The 17644-nt window shown below is 65.7% G+C and carries 21 protein-coding genes and 1 pseudogene; 17 read left to right on the forward strand and 5 right to left on the reverse strand.

The features are described 5' to 3' along the window. From B5X90_RS20255 to B5X90_RS20265, 3 genes are all read left to right on the forward strand, one after another. Positions 1-534 (forward strand): penicillin-binding transpeptidase domain-containing protein (locus B5X90_RS20255; RefSeq protein WP_256860364.1); only part of this gene is annotated, 534 nt, incomplete at its 5' end. A gap of 82 nt (positions 535-616) precedes the next feature. Beyond that, entirely contained in the window at positions 617-1027 is a 411-nt protein-coding gene (locus B5X90_RS20260; RefSeq protein ID WP_143264847.1) for a hypothetical protein, read from the forward strand. A 101-nt stretch (positions 1028-1128) separates the two neighbouring features. Beyond that, positions 1129-1341: a hypothetical protein gene (locus tag B5X90_RS20265; protein ID WP_079555692.1), complete on the forward strand. Its 213-nt coding sequence runs from the start codon at positions 1129-1131 to the stop codon at positions 1339-1341. Between the two features lie 108 nt (positions 1342-1449). Here B5X90_RS20265 and B5X90_RS20270 read toward each other — a convergent pair whose 3' ends face one another. Then, on the reverse strand, positions 1450-3429 hold the full coding sequence (locus B5X90_RS20270) for an APC family permease (RefSeq protein WP_079555693.1): 1980 nt from the start codon (positions 3427-3429) through the stop codon (positions 1450-1452). A 407-nt stretch (positions 3430-3836) separates the two neighbouring features. Here B5X90_RS20270 and B5X90_RS21105 point away from each other — a divergent pair, with 407 nt between their 5' ends. Both B5X90_RS21105 and B5X90_RS20280 read left to right on the forward strand, forming a co-directional pair. Further along, complete coding sequence (locus B5X90_RS21105; RefSeq protein WP_143264848.1) at positions 3837-4052, forward strand: hypothetical protein; 216 nt, start codon at positions 3837-3839, stop codon at positions 4050-4052. 77 nt (positions 4053-4129) lie between these two features. Then, complete coding sequence (locus B5X90_RS20280; protein WP_079555695.1) at positions 4130-4531, forward strand: hypothetical protein; 402 nt, start codon at positions 4130-4132, stop codon at positions 4529-4531. 369 nt (positions 4532-4900) lie between these two features. Here B5X90_RS20280 and B5X90_RS20285 read toward each other — a convergent pair whose 3' ends face one another. Then, positions 4901-5809, reverse strand: a complete 909-nt coding sequence (locus tag B5X90_RS20285; RefSeq protein ID WP_079555696.1) for a response regulator — start codon at positions 5807-5809, stop codon at positions 4901-4903. Positions 5810-5940: 131 nt separating this feature from the next. Then, positions 5941-6369 carry a hypothetical protein gene (locus tag B5X90_RS20290; protein ID WP_079555697.1) on the reverse strand — a complete coding sequence of 143 codons (429 nt, stop codon included), beginning with the start codon at positions 6367-6369 and terminating at the stop codon, positions 5941-5943. Positions 6370-6716: 347 nt separating this feature from the next. Here B5X90_RS20290 and B5X90_RS20295 point away from each other — a divergent pair, with 347 nt between their 5' ends. From B5X90_RS20295 to B5X90_RS20305, 4 genes are all read left to right on the forward strand, one after another. Continuing rightward, the gene (locus B5X90_RS20295) at positions 6717-7505 is read left to right on the forward strand and encodes a hypothetical protein (protein ID WP_179129254.1); all 789 of its coding nucleotides are present in this window, start codon (positions 6717-6719) and stop codon (positions 7503-7505) included. 1156 nt (positions 7506-8661) lie between these two features. Next, a complete protein-coding gene (locus B5X90_RS20300; protein ID WP_079555698.1) occupies positions 8662-8916 on the forward strand; it encodes a hypothetical protein in 255 nt (84 codons plus the stop codon). 126 nt (positions 8917-9042) lie between these two features. Continuing rightward, positions 9043-9186 carry a hypothetical protein gene (locus tag B5X90_RS21340; protein ID WP_179129252.1) on the forward strand — a complete coding sequence of 48 codons (144 nt, stop codon included), beginning with the start codon at positions 9043-9045 and terminating at the stop codon, positions 9184-9186. Positions 9187-9212: 26 nt separating this feature from the next. Then, positions 9213-9749 carry an HPP family protein gene (locus B5X90_RS20305; protein WP_079555699.1) on the forward strand — a complete coding sequence of 179 codons (537 nt, stop codon included), beginning with the start codon at positions 9213-9215 and terminating at the stop codon, positions 9747-9749. Between the two features lie 574 nt (positions 9750-10323). Here the strand turns inward: B5X90_RS20305 and B5X90_RS21760 are convergent. Further along, entirely contained in the window at positions 10324-10560 is a 237-nt protein-coding gene (locus B5X90_RS21760; protein ID WP_079555700.1) for a DUF6480 family protein, read from the reverse strand. A gap of 1256 nt (positions 10561-11816) precedes the next feature. Between B5X90_RS21760 and B5X90_RS21765 the strand changes: the two are divergent. The 4 genes and pseudogenes from B5X90_RS21765 to B5X90_RS20335 form a co-directional block, all read left to right on the forward strand. Continuing rightward, positions 11817-12084: pseudogene (locus B5X90_RS21765) on the forward strand (glutathione-dependent formaldehyde dehydrogenase); the annotation flags it as partial. A gap of 49 nt (positions 12085-12133) precedes the next feature. Beyond that, positions 12134-13210: an NAD-dependent epimerase/dehydratase family protein gene (locus tag B5X90_RS20325; RefSeq protein ID WP_079555702.1), complete on the forward strand. Its 1077-nt coding sequence runs from the start codon at positions 12134-12136 to the stop codon at positions 13208-13210. 57 nt (positions 13211-13267) lie between these two features. Then, complete coding sequence (locus B5X90_RS21120; protein WP_143264850.1) at positions 13268-13621, forward strand: hypothetical protein; 354 nt, start codon at positions 13268-13270, stop codon at positions 13619-13621. 156 nt (positions 13622-13777) lie between these two features. Continuing rightward, positions 13778-14686, forward strand: a complete 909-nt coding sequence (locus tag B5X90_RS20335; protein WP_079555704.1) for an SRPBCC family protein — start codon at positions 13778-13780, stop codon at positions 14684-14686. Between the two features lie 696 nt (positions 14687-15382). On the opposite strand, the gene B5X90_RS20340 is transcribed toward B5X90_RS20335, so the two are convergent. After that, complete coding sequence (locus tag B5X90_RS20340) at positions 15383-15679, reverse strand: MerR family transcriptional regulator (RefSeq protein WP_079555705.1); 297 nt, start codon at positions 15677-15679, stop codon at positions 15383-15385. Positions 15680-15813: 134 nt separating this feature from the next. Here B5X90_RS20340 and B5X90_RS20345 point away from each other — a divergent pair, with 134 nt between their 5' ends. The 4 genes from B5X90_RS20345 to B5X90_RS20360 all read left to right on the forward strand — a co-directional run. Beyond that, complete coding sequence (locus B5X90_RS20345) at positions 15814-16242, forward strand: Hsp20/alpha crystallin family protein (RefSeq protein WP_079555706.1); 429 nt, start codon at positions 15814-15816, stop codon at positions 16240-16242. Between the two features lie 239 nt (positions 16243-16481). Further along, positions 16482-16904: a J domain-containing protein gene (locus tag B5X90_RS20350; protein ID WP_143264851.1), complete on the forward strand. Its 423-nt coding sequence runs from the start codon at positions 16482-16484 to the stop codon at positions 16902-16904. Between the two features lie 66 nt (positions 16905-16970). After that, positions 16971-17348 (forward strand): hypothetical protein, encoded by a 378-nt coding sequence (locus B5X90_RS20355; RefSeq protein ID WP_079555708.1) that lies wholly within the window; start codon positions 16971-16973, stop codon positions 17346-17348. Positions 17349-17402: 54 nt separating this feature from the next. Next, the coding region (locus B5X90_RS20360; protein WP_143264852.1) for a hypothetical protein at positions 17403-17644 on the forward strand (242 nt) is incomplete at its 3' end.

Genomic DNA, 17644 nt, shown 5'->3' on the forward strand with positions numbered 1-17644 from the left:
GGCGTGGCGCCTCTCCATCTGGCCAACGCGTTTGCCACCTTCGCCAACGACGGAACCTACTGCACGCCGATTGCCATTTCGGCAGTGAACGACGCGGCGGGACAGAAACTGCCGGCCGAGACCAGCTCCTGTCACAAGGCGATCAAGCCCGAGGTCGCCCGCGGCGTGAACGCCGTGCTGCAGGACGTGCTCAAACGCGGGTCCGGCGTTTATATCAAGCCCAAGGTCCAGGAGCGGTTCCCGGTCGCGGCCAAGACAGGCACGTCCAATACCAACGGCGCCACCTGGGTGGTGGGCTACACAAGCGGCCTCGCGACGGCTTCCTTCTTCGGCGACGCCCTGGAGGGCCAGAAGCGGCCCGGGCAGAACATCACCGTCAACGGCAAGTTCTACAAGGCCATCGACGGATACATGCTCGCCGGCCCGCAGTGGGCGAACTACATGCTGGAGGTAGCCCCGTTCTACCCCACCGCCACCTTCCCGGCGCCCCCGGAGTCCATGACCCATGCCCCGCCGGGCAGCCCCCGGCATTGACGTTCCGTGACCCACCCGCCCCGGAACGAGCGTCTCCGTTCGCAGGGTTTCTAATGGCAAGATCTTCATGAAGGAGGACCCATTGAGCGCCTCTGATGAACTGGCCGCCATCGAAGCGCGGCTCGTCGCGGACGAGGAGGAATACGCGGGCGGCATCGTCGACAAAAACGTACGTGACCGCCGCTATCTCCTCTCCCTGGTGCGGGATCAAGTAGCCGTGCTCGAGAAAGTCGAAGCCGTGGCATCCGACTTCGCTGAGCGGGGCGAGCGGATCGCAACGCAGTTTGATGGCAACGGCACGATCCACACGATCAGGGCTGCGGGACTCGGCGACGGGTACCGGGAAGCTGCCAGGATCATCCGTACCGCCTTAGGCCCCACACTGAGTGAACCTGACGGCGATGCAATAGCAACCGAGATGATAAGGCCGAGGCACGACAACCAGCCTCAGGCAGACTCACCGACACCCCCACCAGAGGCTCTCGCCGGATAACGGCCCGAGCGACAACCCCGAATTCCTCGAAGCCCACATCAGTTGGCACCCAGCCGCGCGCCTGCCTTGTGCGGGCCGGTGGCAGTGCCGGTGGCAGTGGTTTGGGGACCCGGAGTGCAACACGTGCCTCCGCCAACGAACGGCAGGGCGCCGACGACCCGCCCTGGCCCATCGGCCACCTGCTCCGCTGGCGGCACCGCGGCTCATTCCTCGTGCTCTGGGCCGACATCGACACGATCGGGACCGACACCGTCCGCCTCCGGGAAGGATTCACCGCATACAACCCCGCCCTGAACGACACCGGAAACGAGTGACCCAGACAGATGCCGTGCGCCTCCAACGTGCCGGTAACCGTGCAGAAGTTCGCCCAAGCGCCGCCCAACTGCTTGAGGCCGGTCCGTGGCGGGGGCAGCGAAGACGAGTCAGCCGACGTGGATGCGTGGTCTTCGGGCGGGATCGGATTCGTGTTTCCGCAGGATCTCGCGCACCACGGGAGGTGTGTCGCCACGGCCCAGCAGGAGGTAGCGCATCAGGTGCGCCAAAGGGCTACCCTCGGACCACTCGAAAAAGGCGTGCGGAATGACCCCCGTGGTGTCACGGAGTGCCAGAAGAATCGCGGCTAGGGCATTGGGAGCTGCCGGGCTTTCGGCCCGCAGTACCCGGTATCCGTTCACTTCGACACCCCTAACCTCGAGCACACTGCCAAACTCCGACGGATCGATGATGTCGACCTCGACGAAGATGACGTCCGCGGCTCCGGGAACTGCGTTCAGGCCGCGCTGGTCCCGTTCCTTCTCCGCATATTCCTGCGCGTCCCCGGCCTGGCGCCGGTTGGCAATCAGGTTCAGCTCGCCGTCGTAGTCCAGGGAGTCCTTGATGAAGCGGCGGGCGCTGTCATCGAACCGGATCACGTCGGCCCGGAGCTCGGTCGTCCGGGCGACGCGGGAGACCAGGGAAATGGCCACAATACCGAGGATGAAGAAGGCGGAGATGGTCAGACCGTCGGGCTTTTCGATGATGTTGGCGACCAGTGCGTAGAGCAGGATCAAGCAGAGCAGAGCGAAGGCCAGGGTTGCCCGACGCTGCCGCCGCCGGTGGGCGGAGATGGTCACCGCGACCGAACCGGAGACCATCATGGCCAGGACCCCTGTGGCGTACGCACCGGCCTGGGAGTTGACGTCGGCGTGGAAGGCAAGGGTGATCAGGATGCACACGGCCGTGTAGACGAGGACCACGGGCCGGATGGCCCGGCCCCATTCCGGAGCCATGCCGTAGGAGGGAAGGTAACGCGGAACAATGTTGATCAGACCCGCCATTGCCGAGGCACCCGCGAACCAGAGGATCAGGATGCTGCTGATGTCATAAACGGTACCGAAGGTGCTGCCCAGCAGCTCATGGGCCAGGTACGCCAGGGCGCGCCCGTTGGCCTGGCCTCCGGGCTCGAACTCCTGAGCCGGGATCAGCACCGTGGTGACGAAACTGCTGCCCAGCAGGTACACGCTCATGATGGCCGCCGCTGCCGTCAGAAGCTTCCGGGTGTTCCGGATCCGGGAGGCGAGGCGTTCCTCCGGGGTCTTGCCCGGGGCGGCGACCAGCGGCATCATGCTCACTCCGGTCTCGAAGCCTGAAAGCCCCAGGACCAGCAACGGGAAGGCGATCAGCGCCGGTCCCAGGATGGCTCCGGGGCCATCCCGTGCGGGCAGGGCACCGGTCCAGGCCGCCAGGGAGGCAGGGTTATTGACCACCTCGATCATTCCGGCGCCGATGACGACCGCGTTCAGGAGCAGGAAAACGGCTACCAGCGGGACCGCGACTACGACGGCCTCGCTGAAGCCGAGGAGGAACACGCCGCCCAGTATTAAGAGCAGCGCCACGGTAATTGGCACGGCCTGACCGTGCAGAAAACCGGGCAGGTACGGGTTTTCCAGCATGTGCACGGTGGCATCCGCCGAGGAAAGGGTGATGGTGATGATCCATGAGGTGGCCACGAACCCGAGCAGGATCAGAACGAAGATTTTTCCCCGCCAGAACGGCAAGAGGTGTTCGAGCATCGCCACCGAGCCCTGGCCGTGAGGGCTCTCTTCGGCGACCCTGCGGTACATCGGCAGCATCCCCAGAAGAGTGAGGGCCACAATCAGCAGCGTGGCGAACGGAGACAACGCTCCGGCCGCCAGGGCAGCTATCGCCGGAAGATAGGACAGGGTGGAGAAGTAGTCCACCCCTGTCAGACACATGACCTTCCACCAGGCGTGGGGGCGGCCCTGGTCCTCACGGGCGCCCGGTCCCACGACGGGCTCAACCCGGTCCTCCAGCAACCACGCAGTCAACCGGCTGCTGGTCCCCGCCTCCGTGACCTGCCTCCTGACCTCCGCCGGAATGGCGTGGTGACCCGTATCGCTCATCTGCCTCTCCCCATCCCGCCGCCGGTTCCTCGTTTCCAACATCCCACAATCACCCTCCACTACATAGCTGCCGCCCGACAACAAGCATCCCAAGGAAGCCGCCACCGCGCGGTCCGGGCCAAGTCCCGCCCGTGCGGCCCTGGGGCTGGGTGCCGCAGTGACAGGCCTCCAAAGCAGGGGCGCTGGATACGGACCGTGCAGCAGACTCCCCGTCGGGTAGGGCGGCTCCCGCCCCGGCCGGCGGCCGTCGGAGCAGAAGACCCTTCGGCGTCGGACGAAACGCCGTTGGGGACGGCTCCGACAAACCCGGCGCTCCCTGAGGCCCATGGAGTTCATCGTAAAAGGGGGTTAACCAGAGCAGAAATTTGGCTCTTTTACTGGGGGATGTGCCGTGGGAACATGCGTATATGAGCGAACATTCCGGTCCTGGTCCTGCCGCGGGCGGCGCGGGACGGCCACGCGGCACCGGGCACTACGTGCCCGGCGAGAACCTGACCACGCAGCAGATGCGCATCATCGGGAAACGACGTGCAGACGCTGAAGAAAAGCTCGCACACCATCTCGAACACGCCCGCCACCCGGCGCGGGAACAACATCCGACCGATAAAGACGCTGCCGGCTAAAGACGCTGCCGGCCGCTGAGCGGCCACGCCCGCAGCCAGACCCGGCAGCACCCCGACGACAGTTCAAGGACAATCAAATGGCACCAACAACCCCGCCCAAGGACGGCCGCGCCGGCAGCGACTACCAGCGCGGTCCCAACCGGGCCCCCGGGGGCGACATTAACAGCGGAGACAGTGCGGTCCCGCCCTATAAGGATCGAAACGTCGGGAACCCGGACGACCACGAGGGCACCGCACGGGCCTTCGGCAGCGAAGAACCCGCCGCAGACCCCGACCGCCCGGAGTCCGCAGAGGCCCCGAGCGAACAAAGCACGGCCGACCTGCCGCCGGCAGGCACCGGAGTCAGCGCGACGCGCAGAGGCGAGGACGTCATCAAGGAAGAAGGCAAGGAACCGGGCCGGACGGACACCGGCACCGACGATTCCGCCGCCCAACGCCCCACCGGAAAGTCCACATCCCGCGACCGGTCCGGCCTCTAGCACCATCCCCGACGGATGAGACTGGGCCGGTCCGCGGCGAAGCCTTGCGACCAGACCAATGGCCTCGTTGACACCGAAGGCCATCCGGGCGGGACGGCCGTGAGCGACACCACCAACGCGGCTGAGCGGGAAACAGCCCGGACGGCGGCGCCGGCCTTGTCCCGCCGACCGGAGGCAGCCCGGGACAGCAATCAACCTGGCCCGAGCAGGGCGGGCGCCGCAGCCTCACACTGACGTTGCCCGGCTGTGCTGAGAAATCACTGAGATAGCGAGTGCTGGGGCATCGGATTTGGCGGCCGTCTCGGGCACCAGGGCGGTTCTCCGGGTTCATCAGGTTTGGAAAGCCAGGGAGTCTCCGACCTTGTTTCCTCAGGCTCCCCACGGAAAGGCCGAGTGACCCGGGTTGCCCGGGCGGCTGATCCCGGGTCCGGTCCGGGCCGCGGCGAGGGCGGCAGCGAGCCGGGCGGCGTCCGCTGCCCGCTCCTGATCCGTGGGTGGCACGGTGCGGGCCTCGCTGGTGCAGTTCAACAGTGCTGCCGTGACCTCGGGGATCAGATCCGGAAACTTGCTGGACCGGTAGCCTCCGTCCGCCGTGTCTTCGGAGTCGTCGAGGGCGATGGTGACGAGGAGGGCGGCCTGCGTCCTGGTCGCCGTGCCGAGTTTCGCCAGGATGGTCGAGACCATGTTCTTTACGGTTTTTTCCGCCAGAAACATCTTCTGGCTGATTTGGCGGTTGCTCAGTCCTTTCGCCAGACCGACGGCGGCACTCATTTCCTGTCTCGTAAGAGTCAGGAGTCGCTCGTCCGGGCGGTGCGGCTCGAGCAGGGCGAACGGGGCCACGATCGACGGATAAAACCGGCCGCTGAATGCGGTGTGCCCGGCCAGGGCCCGCCCGATGAGCCTGAGCTGTTCGCCGCTCTCGTCCTCTTTGGACAGGCACCCCCAGGCGCCGGCCAGAATAGCGTCGATCAGCACGGCCTCATCACCCGCCTCGGTCATCAGCACGCACCGGATGCGCGGGTCCGCCACAGCAACGGCGCGGCACACGTCGGCACCGGAACCGTCGGGAAGATTATCATCAATAATGACCAGTTCCGGGCGAAGGGCCGGGATTCGCCGAACGGCTTCGCGCGCGGACCCGGATTCCCCGGCGATGCCGAGACCATCGGATACCGCCAGCTGGCGCAGCCCCCGCCTGACGACCTCGTGGTCATCCAGCACGTACACGCCCCGACCCGCGAAGGCGTTACACGGATGGATTTCCGGATCAGCCATCATTGCTCCGTTCCTTCGCCCTTGACTGGACGGCACTGTTTGCGGATCTCTGGCACCGGAGCCGGAACGGGAGTGCGGGGGTGCCGGCGGTGACATGGTTCAGAGAGCATCGGCTCGGCGCCGGGCCAAGGGCGTCAGTCGGGTAGTTCCATTTGGAACCCGCAGTTGCAGCGCAGCACCCTGGTGCGCAGGTACACCTCCAAGGGTCCTTCACCGGTCCGTTCAGTTGAGAGTGCGGCGTGGACGCTGCGCTGCTGGGTTCCGGCCATTGTCATCGGCTCCCCGCAATGCACGTAGTTGCCGCCGAACTGAAGCACCCCGGATCCTTGACCTGGCCGGTTCAGGACCTCAGCAACATCCGCCACCGATGCGGTGTGGGCGTAGAAGAAGTCACATTCAACGCAGGTGTAGGCGACGTCCAGCAGCCCGGTACGCGGCGGCCGAGGGGTGTCGATGGATTCGATGATCAGGTGCTCATCCGTCCGGCATTGAGTGCACCAGAGCCGCCTCCCATGGGATCCGCTGGGCGGCCCGGGTTTACGCGGATGGGAAACAGTAGACATGACAGACTCCTTTGTCCGTGAAAGCTGGCCCGCAGCCTCCGGACCCGCTCCCCTCACCGTGTCCCCCGTGAAACAGGCTAACCACCCGGCCCGGGCCCTGACAAGGAACCGGCCGTCGGAGTCAGTGGATTCCGTCCGTTGCAGCCCTCTCGTATGTTTCGGCCTATCCGCCTGATCCGCGGCCTTCGCACACGGCTCGGCTCGACCATCAGACACCAGTCCGGGCCCAAAGCCCCTCGTGTACCGGCCCGAGGGCGCATAGTTTTTTATTAGCGTCCGGCACGGTTCACCTTGGGAGTGAGCCTGGTAGAAATGGGCCCGGCAGATCTCTCAAGAGTGGATGCGTGATGGGCAGCGCAAGCGGTCCTGATGATGCGCGACGGCTCGACGCAGACCGGGACGGCACTCCTGAACCCCTGAATCAAACGGAAAGTCGCGCTTCTGACCTCAGTGCTGACGACCGCTTCTACGAAGAGACTGACGGTGTTTTCCCCGACGGCGAGATCGACGGGTACGTTGAGGACACAGCCGGCCCGGCGGACGGCATGCTGCCGGAAGATCCGGCCGCCGCTGTCCGTGAAACCGTGGTCGCCCGGGAAGAGGAGCGCTTCGGCGGCATCAAGATCGGCTCGGCCTTCTTCGGCTGGCTGGTCGCGACGGCAATGGCAGTTTTGCTGGTTGCTCTGGTTGGGGCGGCCGGCAGGGCCGGTTTTCTGCCCGCCACGGACCCGCTCGCCCCGGCCGGCCAGAAATCGTCAGATGGCATGACCGGTACGTTCGTCCTTCTGTCGCTCCAGTTCCTCGCCTATTTTTCGGGTGGCTACGTGGCAGGGCGGATGGCGCGTTTCAACGGCGTCGGCCAGGGGCTCATGGTCTGGCTCTGGGGCGTCATCGGAGCCGGGGCGGGGGCGCTGCTGGCGATTATCGGGCAATCCAATGTCCTGACCACGGTCAACAGTTTCGCCCGCCTTCCACTGGTCGGGGAGGAACTGAGTCTCGACGGCGTCATTGCGGCCATCGCGGTGGCCGCCACGGCCCTGGTAGGCGCCGTGCTGGGCGGACTCACCGGGGTTCACTACCACCGGAAGGTGGACCGTGCAGGCTTTAGCCCGACAGAGGAGGACTACCAGCCTTAGGCATAAATGAGGTGCCGCTGGACCGTGGCGCGGAGACTCGAGCATCCCGTCTGTGTCAGAGGCGCTGACTCCTTTGCCCTTAGGGTCCTCGGGACCGGCAGCGGCAGCTTCGTCCATTTTGCGGGGCCTTCCGCCGTGGCGGTTTGTTGGCCGCGGCGAGTCCTGCTCGGGTGCGTTCGGTCATCGTGTCGCGCTCCACCTGAGCGAATGCGGCCATGATCGCGGGCGCTGCGGTTCATGTGGGCCCGGTCGTGTCGAGTCCTTAGGTCCGGGGACACGATGCCTGCCCCACCCTTCCCTGATGTCGCCGATGATGTCCAAGACGTGCCTGAGTCCAGCCCCAACGGTCTAGCTTCCACACGTGAGCATGTGACCAGTCTCCAGCCAGTCCGGGTCCCACGCCCGTCACCGCGCGCTGCTTAAACACCCTGCCGGCCCCCGAGATGATTCACGGCGCGCCACTTTCCAAGACACGGGACGGTCCGGTACGACGTCGATTCCCCTTCTACCCTTCAAAACGCGGCGTCTGCGTCACGAAAATCTGTTTCACCCCGTGACAGTAGTGGCGATGCCTCAAGAGTTGTTGGAGCGCTTCCCCACGACCGTCGTGGTGTCTTGGCCGCTGGCTGAGACGTGCTGCTTTGGCGGCCACGAGGAAGTGCTTGAGGCGCCCTGGACCTGTGTACTGCGCGCCTTGGCGCGGCGGCGCAGACCCGGAAAATCCGCTGGTGTTGGCCGTGCTCCTTTCCTTGGTTGCCCTGGGTCCGCTTGAGCTTACCGGCATTGACCTGGCGGCCATCGACAGGCCAGCGACTGGCGATCTCACTTACGGCGGTTCCATTGCCCGCTGCTTTTTTGGCTGTGGCGGTCACGCGGTTTAAGGCGTACGTGCCCGCACATTTCTGGGCTCGCTCCGTGATGGCGTCGGCGACCAATCCCTCAGAGTCCAATTCTCTTGCATTCACCGATGCGCAGGTTTTCGTCGAAACGGGTTTGGCCGGTGCTCTGGACAGGGCCGCCGGAAATTTGTAGATTCGGATCAGTCCTCGGCAACCCGTCCGGGTTGGGGACCCTTTGCCGTCGGGTGCACGACGGCAAAGAGAGCCGCTGTAGCCGAACGGCGGCATAAAGATGCACCCGCGGAGAAGAGCCCCTCATGGCCACCTCGCACTTCGAACGATTCCTCCTAGAAGCCACCGTCCCGGATGAAACGCACTGGCCGTTGGGACCGGATTGTCTCTACGGCCTGTACACAAGCTGGTGCCGGCTCCACAACATCACCCCCGTTGAGGACATCACCTTCCGGTCAGCCATGCGGCGTTGCGGCGTAGATCTGCGCAACAGCCGTCGACGGATGACAGGACAGGCCGCAACCGACTACATCCTGGCAAGCTACCCCGCTACGGCCTGACAATGTTCCACCGCCGTTCCGAGCGCAACACGGGCACTCACCTCAAAGGCTGCGCGAGATCCAGTTCCCCGTCGTTGAGCGCTGCGAAGCTATCTCCTGGCACGCCGCCTAGACGGTACCGGGGACATGGTCGAACAGCCCGGTTCGGCCCTCCGCCAGCGGGAACCCCTGAACGTCGCGTCCCGGCATGATGGCGAGACCGCCATTCAGCTGCGGTGGCTGCAGACCTGGATGAACCAGGCAGCCCCGCAGGCCCTTGGCGTGCACTGAGCGTCTTACACCGAAAGGTAGCCCCCATGCTGACGCCGTCCCTTCTGAACAAGCTCACCTCTCGCCGCCGCGCACTGGGGCCAGCCGTTTACGCCGCCGTACTCTCGCTCGTCGTCCTTGCGCTGGCCGGCGCGGTAGGGCTGGCACTGCACCTCCCCTGGCTCTTTCCCAGCCTGGGCCCGACCGTGATGCTGTTCTTCGAGTCCCCGGAACAGCCCTCCTCCCGGCCGGTCAACACCCTTGCCGGACACTTCACGGGGCTGGTGACGGGCGTCCTCTGCCTTTACGCTTTCGGCCTCCAGGACAGCCCGCCGGCCCCAGTAAGCGGGCTTACCGTCCCCTACGTTGCCGCCGGGGCCCTTTCCGTAGCGCTCACCACGCTGGTGCTGACCTGGCTTCGAAAACCGCACCCTCCTGCCGGCGCGACAACGCTCATCGTCAGCCTCGGCATCCTGACGAGCCCCCTGCAACTGCTGTCCATGGCCGGGGCCATCCTCCTCATCACCGCCGCGGGCTGGGGACTGAATATGCTCCTTGGCACTAAACCGGGAAATACCGACTGACTGACCCCTGAACGGCACACGTCTGCACCAGGCTGCCAGGAATACTCGCCCATGACCTGGACTTCCGCAGCCATGGCACGGTGGCAGGTCGGATGGGCGCCGACATGGGGAGCAACATGATGGCAGGGTCTGCCGCACACGCATTGTCGAAGTCGATAAGGCCTGGAGGCGTTGGACACTAACCGGAACGTCGCGTCCCGGCTACACAGGTTTTGTGCGGCGACCGCACCGATTGCCACGTCGGTGGTGGTACGGGACCCATGGCTGCGTTGAGAATTTCGTGCACTTCGTGCAAATGCACGACCCTAAGCGCCAGGCCCAGGGGCGGCGGACGTCCTCGTCCGTGACCGTGCGCGGGCCGCACTGGATCGGCCGGATGTACTGGTCACGATGCTCCCACTTCCCCCGAAGGCCCGGGCTTCGGCAGGAGACAGCCGGAATGGGTCATGCAGCCGGATGTGACCCCTCGAGCGGACTGCAGCTGCCCGGGCAGCCTTCTCCGGCACTACGCCTCGGCCGTCGTGAACAGCGGCGACGGGGAGGCCCGGCCCTGGCGACAGCGGGGTCAGGCCGGCTATTCGTCGCGGCCCTGGTCTCGGCTCATCTGGTCCTCGGCCGGAGGGGTCTCTCCCGGAGGCACTCCTCCGCCGGGCTCAAGACCGGTGATCCTACTCTGTAGGGGATCCGGGTTGGCCGATGCCGCGGGGTCGGCGGCATGCCCACCGCTGGTCTCCGGCCGCGTGGAATTCTCGGCAGGGGCCGTTCCCCGCCGAGCATCTGAATTTGCCGGGTCATTATGGCTGGTACTCATGCCTGCGCCCTTTCTGCTTCTTTCGTGTGACTTCTCTGGACTATTTGTAAGCATGCTGATAATTCTGGAATCGTCAAGGCCGCAACCCCCCGGCGGCATGGAGCAAGGGAGAGAACCGATGGGCATCGGTGACAGCGTTGAGAAAGCAGCGAAAAATGCCATGGAGGACCTGGCGGGAACCGCCCGCCCGACGGACGACGCACACGTACCCGAACCGGGCGCACCCGACGATGACATCAGGGTTCATTCCTCCATCAGCGAAGGATCCAACGCCGCTGGCGCAAATGGCCGGCAGTCCCGGCCTGGCAGTGGGAGCAAGCAACCGCCGCCGGCAGACAAACCAGAGGACACGGACCCGCCATCTGCCGAGGACAGCACGGGCCAGCAAGCCCACAGTGCGGGCAGTGGGGCTCCGCTCGATGCGCCAGGGCCGGCAGGTCTGCCATCTCCCAACCCGGACGAGCTGCGTGCCGACCCCTCCGAGGCTGAAGAAGATGCGACCACAGGCATGGGCCGCGGCTGAGGCCGGCTCCTCCGGAAGCACAGGCAATTGCGGCAACAGATAGCGCGCCCGCCGCATCGCCAGGCGCACCAGGGGCCTCAGGTTTCCGGCGCGGATTAGCTCCCGGGATTAGCGACAGTACCCGGGTCCTCCCTTGGGTCCCTTGGGATGTGAGGGCCGGCTGCCCTTCGCCCGGCGCCCATAGCGCCGGGCACGACCGGCCCGGCACCCGTTGCCGCCTCGCCCCCCAGGGGGCTCGGCGTCGGGACGTCGTCTGGATCGACAGCCGGAGAGAACGTCGCATCGTCGACGCCGGAGCCGCCGGCTTTAGCTGATCCGCCTTGCGCCGATGCGTCCGCATCATCTTCAGGAATCTCGCCCATAGTCCCACGCTAGGCCGTCCTGCCCGGCGCGTCGAGCCTCGGCGTCGCCACCGCGGGCCCGATGACACCGCGCCTCCTTGCGAACTACTAAGCATGCTGATTAAATTGCTCTGTGAGGAAATTATGACAACCGGCAAGGCCGCAAGCACCGGCAAGTCGGGCACCGTTGAGCCAACTAACGCTAAGGCGAACAGTCTCAAGTACAGGCTCCGTCATGTCTTCGAAGGACAGGTCCTGCGCTTGGGCGGCGTGAACTTCTCGGTCGTGGCCACCCACCGCCAAGACCGGCTTGTCCACCTCGAACTTGAAACGGAGGACCAGGCGTCGGCCACATTGATCGGTAGGCCCGGTGCCCGCGTTCGGCTCCTCGCAGGCGCAGCGGCGCCGCCTCAGTAAGGGGAGCCTATGGCGGCCAAGCCGATCCCCTGCCGCTCTTGACGATGTTCGACAAGCAGCTCTAGCTGCGCATGGGGCAATGCAACGTGAGCAGGTGGACCGAAGATCTGCTCCCGCTGGTGGAAGCCGGCAGTGATCCGCGGGGAATCATGTATCTGGTTGCCCACGAGGGTTCTCTGGAAGAGGCCCCAGAAGTTCCAAATGAAACAGGATGGCTGCATCAAGGTTGTACTCAGGCCCTGAGCTCCAGAGCGGGTAAGCCATCCCCCTCAAATCAGGCTGAGGAGAACCAATGCGCATCGTCATAACCGGAGCCACCGGACACGTCGGTACAGCACTCTTGAAGCGCCTCCAGGAAGCCCGCGCCGCGGAGGCCGCCAGTCTCGAGCTGGTTGGTGTTGCCCGCCGTGAACCCGAGAAGGACGCGGCCCCGTACCGCGATGTGGAGTGGCATTCGATTGATCTCGGGACCCCCGGAGCCCAGTCCGCCTTGGAGACGGCCCTTGCCGGGGCTGACGCTGTGGTCCATTTGGCGTGGCTGATCCAGCCCAATCATGACCGGGAGCTCCTTCGCCGTACCAACGTGGCGGGGACTGCCCAGGTTCTTGCTGCGGCCCGTACCGCCGGCACCGGGCAGGTCGTGTGCGCATCGTCAGTGGGCGCCTACTCCCCTGCGCCCAAATACCCGAGGACCAATGAGAGCTGGCCGGCCGGCGGCATCAAGGGCTCCCATTACAGCGAGGACAAGGCTGCGCAGGAGAAGCTCTTGGACACCTTCGCAAAGGAGAACACCGAAATCGTCGTGGCACGGCTCCGACCCGCGCTGACGTTCAGCGCCGAGGCCGGGAGCGAGGTGGGCCGCTATTTTCTTGGCAATGTCCTAGCGCGGCTCGTCCCCCGTAAGCCGCTGTTGCCGGTGGTGCCCATTCCGCAAGAGCTGGTTTTCCAGGCGGTGCACGCCGCCGACGTCGCGGACGCCTACTGGCGCGTGCTACAAAGGCGGGCTCACGGCGCCTTCAACATCGCGGCCGAACCCCTCCTCGATCCAAATGCTCTGGGGTGGGTTTTCAATGCTCGCCGGGTGATGCCGATACCTCTTCCGGCACTGCGCGCCCTCGTCGAGGTTAGTTGGCGCTTGCGGCTGCAAGCGACGGACGGCGGGTGGATCGACATGGCCTCCGGCGCACCCGTCATGGACACCGCGCGGGCGTACGACCTCCTGGAATGGACGCCACGACGGTCCTCGCTCGAATCATTGACCGAAATGCTGGACGGCCTGGGGTCCGGCAAGGGCCGGAAGACTTCGCCCCCGCTCGCACCGCGGCAACGGCCCACGCAGCCCGACGCCGCCCCCGAACCCACCGGCTAAGACTGAATATCCCCTCAATCGCAAAAGGGAGACATCATGCAACAGAGACAAAATGCCATGGCAAAACTCTTGCGCGCCACCGTGGCCTTATTCCTCTTCGGTGGCGGCATGGCTTTCATGCAGGCCCAGGCGGATGCCAGTACCGCAACGCCCCCGCAGGCAGCTAGGTCGGCGCTCAGGGACGTCCGGCTCCCCCCTGGCCTGCATTCCACCACATCCCCGTCCTCAACGTCAGCGACGCCGTCGCCCAGCAATCCGGTCGACCCGGGGACCGGAGAAACTAAGGAAGCGAAGGACACACGCGTCGAATATGCGCCATACGTCATCGCGGCGGTAATCGTCGTCGCGATCGTGGCCAGCGTGATCTTCTGGCGCGGGCGCAAAGTTTCGCACCCGAGGAAATCCGGCTGAGACTCCGGGACGCCTTGCGCCTGGCAGAAGCTCATGGGCAACCCCGCTCTGGATGAACTTTTCCGGAACCTCTGGCAGTTGCGACGAAACGGTGAATATACTAAGCATGCTGATGATTCATTGGCTTCAAGTGTGGGCGAAACCGAAGGAGATAACGTGAGCACTCGAGTCGAGAAGCGTGTTCTGGTCAACGTTCCCGTGAGCGTGGCCTACAACCAGTGGACCCAGTTTGAGGACTTCCCGCATTTCATGGGCGGGGTGACGAGCGTAAAACAACTGAGCGACGACCGCCTGGAGTGGGTTGCGGAAATCGCCGGAGTACGGCGGCAGTGGCAGGCCAAAATCCTCGAGCAAATACCTGACCAAAAGGTGGCATGGGCAGCCACAGAGGGCGCAACCAATGCTGGCGCGGTGATGTTTGAAGATGTCGGCGGCGGCCAGACGTCGGTCATGTTGACCCTCGACTATGAGCCCGAAGGCATCGTGGAAAAGGTTGGCGACAAACTTGATGTTGTGGCCAGGCAGGCCGAAGCGGACCTCAACCGGTTCAAAGCCTTCATCGAGGACGAAGGCTACGCCACCGGAGCCTGGCGGGGAACTGTCAGCGAGGGCGCCTCGACCGATACTCCGGGCATCGATGCGGCGGCTGGCTCGCGGGGGGACAGCGGCAAAGCGGGGGTATCCGGGAAGATGATTGCGGGGGCCGGACTAGCTGCTGCTGCCGCCGCGGGTGTCGCTGCGGCAGCAACCGGCCAGAATGAAGCAGCCGGCGAAGCGGCGCCCAGGACTGACACTGCAGCCTCAACCATGCCTCCCACAGGGACCGCGGGCAGCGTCTTCCCGGGCGAAGGAACTGCCCAAGGCATGACTCGGGCGACAGATGACACAGTCATTGACCGACCCACCGAGAAGCCTTTCGACCAGACCAACGGCCTCGTAGATACCGAGGGCGACGGCGACGGGACCCCGATGAGCGCCGGCCTCAGCGAGCCCGAGCCGGATCGCGAGATGGGAGCCGGCAACGGCACAATCCCGCCGGCCGGAGGCAGCCTGGGGCAGCACTAGGGATCATCCAAGGCGGGGGCTCGAGGACCTGCCCCCGGCTCCGGCTCCGGCTCCGGGCATGTTCGTACCATCCCCGCTCGCCGACGTAGTTCGCCTCGTTTTCACTGAGCGCGGCTTTGACGGCGGGCGGGGCCCGCAGGGCCCATTGACCTGTTTCGCCCCCTAAAGTTGGACTCCGGCGCAGATGTCCATGCCGCGACGGACGGCCTTCCAGCGGGGGTGTTTCGGAAGAAAGCCGCACCGCGGCAATCTCGCCGCCACGTAAGACCCGCTGGCGCGGCATCGCGCGTGAACCGGCGACTTTCTTGCCTCCAGCCCACCATGACATCCATGCCACTACTAACTGCTTCAGAGGCCGAACCTGCATCTTGTAACGATAATCAATCCGACTTCTCCAAACCCGCCCTGACGCCCAGCCGACGGGTCCAGATTGCCCGCCGCTCCCGCATCGGAGCCGGCGCCATCGGGCACGGGCAGGCTGCCCGCGGACGGCGACGTGGCCTACGGCACGGACATCGGGCACGACGCCGGTCCTCCCCAGAGCGCCCTGGCCCGGAAGCGGAAGTCACAACGCCAGGGTCCCGACGTTCTGATGGCCGACATAGACGGGATGGCCTGAATTCGTGGGGTGGCTTCCCCTCTGCGGTTTCCCGCCGCGCCGGGACTGGCGGCCGCGAGGGCCGAAGTGTCTCCGGCTCAGCGCCGCCGGGAGCGGGCCGCCGCGAGTTCGCGTTCGAGGCGCCTGTTGGCTGCTTCGAGTTCGAGGACGAGGCGGATGCCGGCCAGGTTCAGGCCGTCCTCAAGCAGGGCACTGATCCTGCGCAGGGTATCGAGGTCCTGCTCGCTGTACCGTCGTGTTCCGCCGCCTGTCCGCCCCGGTTCCAGCAGGCCCCGCCGTTCATACAGCCGCAGGTTCTGCTGCCCGGTCCCCACCAGCTCGGCTGCCACGGAAATCGCGTACAGCGGCACACCTCTCCCGTTCTTCCTCTCCATCCCAGTCCTCCTCAAAAGACCCAAAAACCCCTTGCACCAGTCTCGCACCGGTGCTATAAAAAATCTATACCAGCCACAACAGATCAGTGGCTGGGACGGAATGACAGGAACCGACTTCAAGGAGTGAGAAGACCATGCTGATGCGTACCGACCCGTTCCGCGAGCTTGACCGGCTCGCCCAGCAGGTCCTTGGCACCACGGCCCGGCCCGCGGCCATGCCCATGGACGCCTGGCAGGAGGGCGAGGAATTCGTCATCGCCCTCGACCTGCCCGGAGTCGCCGTGGATTCAGTGGACATTGACGTCGAACGCAACGTCCTGACGGTGAAGGCCGAGCGCAAGGACCCGGCGGGCGAAAACACCGAACTCGTGGCCGCCGAACGTCCCCGCGGTGTCTTCAGCCGCCAGGTCATCCTCGGCGACGCCCTGGATACGGACGCGGTGAAGGCCAGCTATGACGCCGGGGTCCTGACGCTGCGGATCCCCGTGGCCGAAAAGGCCAAGCCGCGCCGCATCGAGATCACCTCCGAGAAGAAGGAGCAACAGGCCATCAACGCCTCCTGATCCACCAGCTGGGAGGTCAGGCCTGCAGGACCGGGAGCACTGGGACCGGCCGCCGATAAGTAAGGGCGATGCAGAGCAGCCACGCCAACGCGCCAGTTGCGCAGCGAAAAGCGGCCCCCGACGGTGCCTCCCGCACGGTGGTCCCCGGCCCCCAGGCCGGGGACCATCCCCACGCCCGTGCCGGGCCCTCCGGTACTGGGGGCGCGGACCGGAACAGAGCAGCAGACGATAGCCAGACCATGACAGAGCACAACCCGGACCCATACAAGGTCCTGCACCTGGCCCGCACGGCGTCGGCCCGCGATATCGGCCGCGCCTACCGGGCCCTGGTCCGGACCCGTCATCCCGACATCAGACACGCAGGCGCCGCGCCAGCCGGCCCGGACTCCACAGCCCACGAACAGCGAGAGCGGCAGGAACGGCAGGATCAGCAGGAGCTCCAGGAGATCATGGACGCCTACGCCGTTCTGGGTGACCCGGCCAGGCGGGCCGTTTACGACCGGCAACGGCCAAAGACGCCCCCGCCAAAGCCCGCGCCACCACACCGGGACCCCGGGCCTGCCGGACCCGCCCTGATCATCGGCCCGGTGCGGTGGGAAAGCCTCATCAGACCAGGCACACCGGCCCCGGGACGGCGTCTCCTGTGGTGGATCCGCTTCTGACCCGCCCCCGGACCCGCTCCGCCCGCTGATCACCGTTGAGATCCCGACCTGGAAAAGGAACCCGCCATGAGTGCCTGGCGCCCGTACGATGCCCATCTGATGCCGGCGTTCTACGAACGCTTCGAACAACGCTGGGGCAAGGGAACAGCCCCGTTCCTGGACCCCGAAGTCCACGAACAACCCCTGCCCCGCGCCCAGTGGATCAACCCCGACACCGGCGCCGCGGTCGCCGTCGTCCCGATCTGGGCCGAGGACCCCAGCCACCGCTCCTTCGGCGTCTTCTACCTCCCGCCCGCCGGGGACATCTGGGTGCTCCACCCCGGCCTGACCGCCTACGTTGAACCACGCTCAACGGACGCGGAAAACCAGATTACCCTCCGCAATGACGCCTTCAGGAAGGCCGTCAACCACGCGAAGGAATTCATCTACGGCAGCCAGCCCTAGCCCGGGACCGGCCCCCTACCGGGTTAGGCGCACGGCATTGAGGAGAGGATCAGAATGTCTATCCACTACATGGACGAGGGTTTCGGCCCCTATGCGGACCGCGGATTCGATGCAGCCTCCGCGCACCTCGAACGCAACGGCCTGCACCTTGCACCGGGCGGGGACACCGAACAGCACTCACGCGAACTCGTTAAACACACCCTCAGCCTGGAACCGGAACGCGTCCCGGCCATCACCGCCGAACTCTTCGCCGAAGCCATCGCCATCGCCGGCGCCGCCCGCGAAGCCCACGGCAA

It is taken from the genome of Arthrobacter sp. 49Tsu3.1M3 (assembly GCF_900168135.1).
Classification (GTDB): domain Bacteria; phylum Actinomycetota; class Actinomycetes; order Actinomycetales; family Micrococcaceae; genus Arthrobacter.